The 5,745-nt window shown below is 70.8% G+C and carries 5 protein-coding genes; all 5 read left to right on the top strand.

Annotated features, from left to right (window positions below; translation table 11 throughout):
- Nucleotides 1-89: 89 nt before the first annotated feature.
- The 5 genes from xdhC (at nt 90) to P409_RS24485 (ending at nt 5,693) form a co-directional block, all read left to right on the top strand.
- A complete protein-coding gene (gene xdhC / locus P409_RS24505; protein WP_081991769.1) occupies nt 90-1,049 on the top strand; it encodes a xanthine dehydrogenase accessory protein XdhC in 960 nt (319 codons plus the stop codon).
- Nucleotides 959-2,530 (top strand): ABC transporter ATP-binding protein, encoded by a 1,572-nt coding sequence (locus P409_RS24500; protein ID WP_034844759.1) that lies wholly within the window; start codon nt 959-961, stop codon nt 2,528-2,530. Before xdhC ends, P409_RS24500 begins: the two co-directional genes overlap by 91 nt.
- A complete protein-coding gene (locus P409_RS24495; protein ID WP_034844758.1) occupies nt 2,520-3,611 on the top strand; it encodes an ABC transporter permease in 1,092 nt (363 codons plus the stop codon). Before P409_RS24500 ends, P409_RS24495 begins: the two co-directional genes overlap by 11 nt.
- Nucleotides 3,611-4,534, top strand: coding sequence for an ABC transporter permease (locus tag P409_RS24490; protein WP_052121343.1), 924 nt, complete (start codon nt 3,611-3,613; stop codon nt 4,532-4,534). Before P409_RS24495 ends, P409_RS24490 begins: the two co-directional genes overlap by 1 nt.
- Nucleotides 4,535-4,619: 85 nt before the next feature.
- Nucleotides 4,620-5,693, top strand: coding sequence for a BMP family ABC transporter substrate-binding protein (locus P409_RS24485; RefSeq protein ID WP_052121345.1), 1,074 nt, complete (start codon nt 4,620-4,622; stop codon nt 5,691-5,693).
- Nucleotides 5,694-5,745: the final 52 nt, after the last annotated feature.

The raw sequence follows: 5,745 nt of genomic DNA, 5'->3' as shown, positions 1-5,745 counted from the left end.
CCCTCCCCCTACCCCCTCCCGCGGAGGGGAGGGGGGACTCAATTTTGCAATGATTTCCTGGGGGATGGCCACAGCGCGGGAGGGCCGACATGACCCCGCTCGCCTCCACTCTCCGGCTGTGGCTCGGCGATGGCGAGCCGGCGGTGCTGGTGACGCTGGCGGAGGCCCGCGGGTCGACCCCGCGCGAGGCCGGCGTGCACATGCTGGTCACCGCCGGCGCCGCCCGCGGCACCATCGGCGGCGGGCGCATGGAATGGGACGCGATCGCCGCCGCCCGGGCCCTGATCGCGGCCAAGGAGCGGGCGCAGCGGGTCGAGATCCCGCTCGGCCCCGCCATCGGCCAGTGCTGCGGCGGCTTCGTGGTGATCGACCTGGAGCTGGCCGACGGCGCCACTTTGGCCCGGATCGAGGCCGAGGAGGCCGCGGAGGCTGCGGACCGCCCCAGCGTCCTGGTGTTCGGCGCCGGCCATGTCGGCAAGGCCCTGGCCCGCGCCTTGGCGCCGCTGCCGGTGAAGATCCAATGGATCGACGGCCGCGCCGACGAGTTCCCGGCCGAGATCCCCGAGGGCATCACCCGACGGCTGACGCCGACCCCGACCGACGCGGTCGCCGAGGCCCCGCCCGGCGCGGCGTACCTGGTCATGACCCACAGCCATGCCATGGATTTCGAGGTGACGGAAGCGGCCCTGCGGCGCGGCGACGCCGCCTATGTCGGGCTGATCGGATCGGCCACCAAGCGCGAGCGTTTCGAGCGCTGGTTCCGGGCCCGCGGCAACGACCCGCGGCGCGCCGGAGAGCTGACCTGCCCGATCGGGGCGGGCCTCGGGCGGGACAAGCGCCCGCCAGTCATCGCCGCCATGGTCGCGGCGGAATTGCTCATCGCCTTCGCCAAGGCTAAGGACGTGCCCGCCCCCGCCGACAAACCGGCGGCGGGGGCAGGCCCAGAACAGGAGGCTGCATGGACCGCAACCCGGGGGCCGGCCCCGCGCGCATCGAACTGCGCGGCATCACCAAGAGGTTCGCGAGCCTCGTCGCGAACGACGGCGTAAGCTTTTCCGTCCAGCCCGGCGAGATCCACGCGCTGCTCGGCGAGAACGGCGCCGGCAAGTCGACGCTGGTGAAATCGATCTACGGCCTGCTGCAGCCCGATGCCGGCGAGATCCTGTGGAACGGGCAGCCGGCCCGCCCGGCCAGCCCGCATGAGGCCCGCCGCCTCGGCATCGGCATGGTGTTCCAGCATTTCTCGCTGTTCGAGGCGCTGACCGTGGCCGAGAACATCGCCCTCGGCCTGGAAAGCCCGCCCGACCGGCGCGTCCTGGCCAGGCGGATCCGCGAGGTGTCCGAGGCCTACGGCCTGCCGCTGGACCCGCATCGCGAGATCCACACCCTGTCGGTGGGCGAGCGCCAGCGGGTCGAGATCGTGCGCTGCCTGCTGCAGGACCCGAAGCTGCTGATCATGGACGAGCCGACCTCGGTCCTGACCCCGCAGGAGGTCGAGCGGCTGTTCGAGACGCTGCGCCGCCTGGCGTCGGAAGGCTGCTCGATCCTGTACATCAGCCACAAGCTGCACGAGATCAAGGCGCTGTGCAGCCGGGCGACGATCATGCGCGGCGGCAAGGTGGTCGGGTCCTGCGACCCGGCGGCCGAAACCGCGCGCAGCATGGCGCAGATGATGATCGGGGCCGAGCTGCGCACCCTGGCGCGGCGTGGCGCCCGCGGCGCGTCCGACCCGAAGCTGGTGGTCGAAAATCTGAGCCTGCCCGCCGACGGCCCCTTCGGCACGGCGCTGAAGGAGATCGGCTTCACCGTCGGCGCCGGCGAGATCCTGGGCATCGCCGGCATCGCCGGCAACGGCCAGAACGAGCTGCTGCAGGCGCTGTCGGGCGAGCGGCGGGTGCGGCCGGCGACAGCCATCCGCATCGCCGGCAGGCCGGTGGGGGGGATGAGCGCGGAGCAGCGCCGCCTGCTGGGGCTGTGCAGCGTGCCGGAGGAGCGCAACGGCCACGCCGCGGTGCCGGAGATGAGCCTGGCGGCCAACACGCTGCTGAGCGCCCGCAACCGGATGAAGCTGGCGCCCGGCGGGCTGATCCGCGCCGGCCTGGCCCGCCGCTATGCCGAGCGCGTGATCCATGAGTTCGGCGTCAAGGCCCGCGGGGCCGAGGCGGCGGCCGGCAGCCTGTCCGGCGGCAACCTGCAGAAATACGTGGTCGGGCGCGAGGTGCTGCAGACGCCCGAGATCTTCATCGTGTCGCAGCCGACCTGGGGCGTCGATGCCGGCGCCGCCACCGCGATCCACCAGGCGCTGATGACCCTGGCCCAGAACGGCGCCGCGGTGGTGGTGATCTCGCAGGACCTCGACGAGCTGCTGCAGGTCACCGACCGCATCGCTGTGATCAATCTCGGCCGCCTGTCCGAGGCCCGGCCGACCCATGACATCTCGGTCGCCGAGATCGGCCTGCTGATGGGCGGGCTGCACGGCACCGAGCCGGCCGCGGCCGACCAGAAGGAGCCTGCCGTCCATGTCGCTTAGGATCGAGCCCAGGCGGGAACCGTCCCGCGCCATGGTGTGGCTGACGCCGCTGATCGCCATCGCCCTGACCGTCGCCAGCGGCTACCTGCTGTTCCTGGCCCTCGGCCTGGACCCGGCCGAGACGCTGTACCAGTTCCTGATCGTGCCGGTGGAAAGCTTCTACGGCTGGACCGAGCTGGGGGTGAAGGCGGCACCGCTGATCCTGATCGCCACCGGCCTGGCCATCGGCTTCCGGGCCAATGTCTGGAACATCGGGGCGGAGGGCCAGCTGATCATCGGCGCCGTCGCCGCCGGCGCCGTCGCCCTCGCCTTCTGGGGCGAGGAGGGCTGGTGGATCCTGCCGGCGATGTGCATCGCCGGCGCCCTGGGCGGCATGGCCTATGCCGCGATCCCGGCCTTCCTGAAGACCCGCTTCGACGTCAGCGAGATCCTGACCAGCCTGATGCTGACCTATGTCGCCGTCCAGGTGCTGGGCCTCCTGGTCTACGGGCCGTGGAAGGATCCCGACGGCTACAACTTCCCGCAGACCCGGATGTTCACCGACGCCGCGGTGCTGCCGATCCTGGTCGAGGGCACCCGGCTGCATCTCGGCGTGCTGGTGGCCGGCGTGGTCGCGGTCGGCGCCTGGTTCCTGATGGGCCGCACCGTGTTCGGCTTCCAGATCCAGGTGGTGGGCCAGGCCCCGGCCGCCGCCCGCTTCGCCGGCTTCAGCCGCAAGCGCGTGACCTGGTTCAGCCTGCTGCTGTCCGGCGCCCTGGCCGGGCTGGCCGGCACCTTCGAGGCGGCGGGCCCGATCGGCCAGCTGATCCCGCAGCTGACGCCGGGCTATGGCTTCACCGCCATCATCGTCGCCTTCCTCGGCCGGCTGCACCCGATCGGCATCGTCGTCGCCGGGATGGTCATGGCCCTGTCCTATATCGGCGGTGAGAACGCCCAGGTCTCGGCGGGCTTGCCGACTGCGGCGACCGGGGTGTTCCAGGGCATGCTGCTGTTCTACCTGCTGGCCGCCGACGTGCTGGTCCGCTACCGCCTGCGCTGGACCTCGGCCCAGGCCGCCCCCAAGCCTGCAACGGTGTCGTGATGGAGATGTTCGTCCTGATCGCGGCGACGGTGATCACCGCGGCCACCCCCCTCCTCCTCGCCGCGCTGGGCGAGCTGGTGGTCGAGCGCTCCGGCGTCCTCAATCTCGGCGTCGAGGGCATGATGCTGATCGGCGCGGTCACCGGCTTCGCCGTCACCTTCACCACCGGCCAGCCGGCGCTGGGCATCCTGGCCGCGGCCCTGGCCGGCACGGCGATGTCGCTGATCTTCGCGGTGCTGACCCTGACGCTGATGGCCAACCAGGTCGCCACCGGCCTGGCCCTGACCATCTTCGGCGTGGGGCTGAGCGCCCTGCTCGGCTCCGGCTTCGTCGGCCACCCGATCGCGCCGCTGCCGAAGCTGTCGCTGCCGGTGCTGACCGACCTGCCGGTCGTCGGCCCGCTGCTGTTCGGCCAGGACGCGCTGGTCTACCTGTCGGTCGCCATGACCTTTGGGGTCGCCTGGTTCTTGAAGCGCAGCCGCGCCGGGCTGGTGCTGCGCGCGGTTGGGGAATCCGCGGAATCGGCGCATTCGATCGGCCATCCGGTGCTGCTGGTGCGCTACCTGGCCTGCCTGTTCGGCGGCGCCATGGCCGGGCTGGCCGGCGCCTTCCTGTCGCTGTCCTACACCCCGCTGTGGATCGAGGGCATGACCGCGGGCCGCGGCTGGATCGCGCTGGCGCTGGTGGTGTTCGGGTCCTGGCGGCCGTGGCGGGTGCTGCTGGGCGCCTATCTGTTCGGCGGCGTCACCATCCTGCAGCTGCACGCCCAGGGCATCGGCGGCATCGACATCCCGGCGCAGGTCTTCACCATGCTGCCCTATCTCGCCACCATCGCGGTGCTGGTGGTCATCGCCGCCGGGCCGTGGCGCGGCCGGCTGCAGGCGCCGGCCGCGCTGGGCAAGCCGTTCCGGCCCTCCATCTAGGCTGGACAGGAGCGCGATCCCAATCGCGCTTCCAATCACGGATCGCTATCATCCGATGAATCACAACAAGGAGGTCTTCATGTCGATGCGCTTCTCCCGCCGGTCGGTTCTGGCGGGTTCCGCGGCCACCCTGGCGACGACGATCCTGCCCGGCCGGATCTGGGCGGCGGACCCGCTGAAGGTCGGCTTCATCTATATCGGCCCGATCGGCGATTACGGCTGGACCCACGGCCACGACATCGCCCGCCGCGAGATCGAGGCGAAGTTCGGCGACAAGGTGAAGACCAGCTATGTCGAGAGCGTGCCGGAGGGCCCGGACGCCGAGCGCGTGCTGCGCCAGCTGGCCCAGGCCGGCAACGAGCTGATCTTCACCACCTCCTTCGGCTACATGAACCCGACGATCCGGGTGGCCAAAACCCTGCCGAAGGTGAAGTTCGAGCACGCCACCGGCTACCAGACCGCGCCGAATGTCAGCACCTACAATGCCCGTTTCCATGAGGGGCGCGCGGTGTGCGGCACCATCGCCGGCCACATGACCAAGACCGGCGTCACCGGCTATATCGGCTCGGTTCCCATCCCCGAGGTGGTGATGGGCATCAACGCCTACACTCTGGCCGCGCGGAAGATCCGGCCGGACATGAAGGTGAAGGTGATCTGGGTCAACAGCTGGTACGACCCGGGCAAGGAGAGCGACGGCGCCAAGGCGCTGATCGACGGCGGCGCCGACATCCTGTGCCAGCACACCGACAGCCCGGCCGCGATCCAGGTGGCGGAGGCGCGCGGCATCCATGCCTTCGGCCAGGCCTCGGACATGCGCAACTTCGCGCCCAAGGCGCAGCTGACCTCGATCGTCGACAATTGGGGCCCGTATTATGTCGAGCGGGTGCAGGCCGTGATGGACGGCACCTGGAAGTCCTCCAGCATCTGGTGGGGCTTCAAGCACGGCATGGTCACGCTGGCGCCGTACAATGAGGCGATGCCGCCCGAGGTGGTGGCCGCGGCGGAGAAGACCAAGGCCGACATCATCACCGGCACGCTCGACCCCTTCGCCGGCCCGATCAAGAACCAGAAGGGCGAGCTGGTCGTGCCCGAGGGCAAGTCCCTCAGCGACGAGGAGATCGCCAAGATGGACTGGTATGTCGAGGGCGTGGAAGCTTAACGCTCGACCGCACGCGGCCCATTTTGAGTCCCCCCTCCCCTCGCGGGAGGGG

The organism is Inquilinus limosus MP06, assembly GCF_000767795.1.
Classification (GTDB): domain Bacteria; phylum Pseudomonadota; class Alphaproteobacteria; order DSM-16000; family Inquilinaceae; genus Inquilinus; species Inquilinus limosus_E.
The sequence above is the reverse complement of the archived record's forward strand: the minus strand, read 5'-3'. Positions and strand labels throughout refer to the sequence as shown.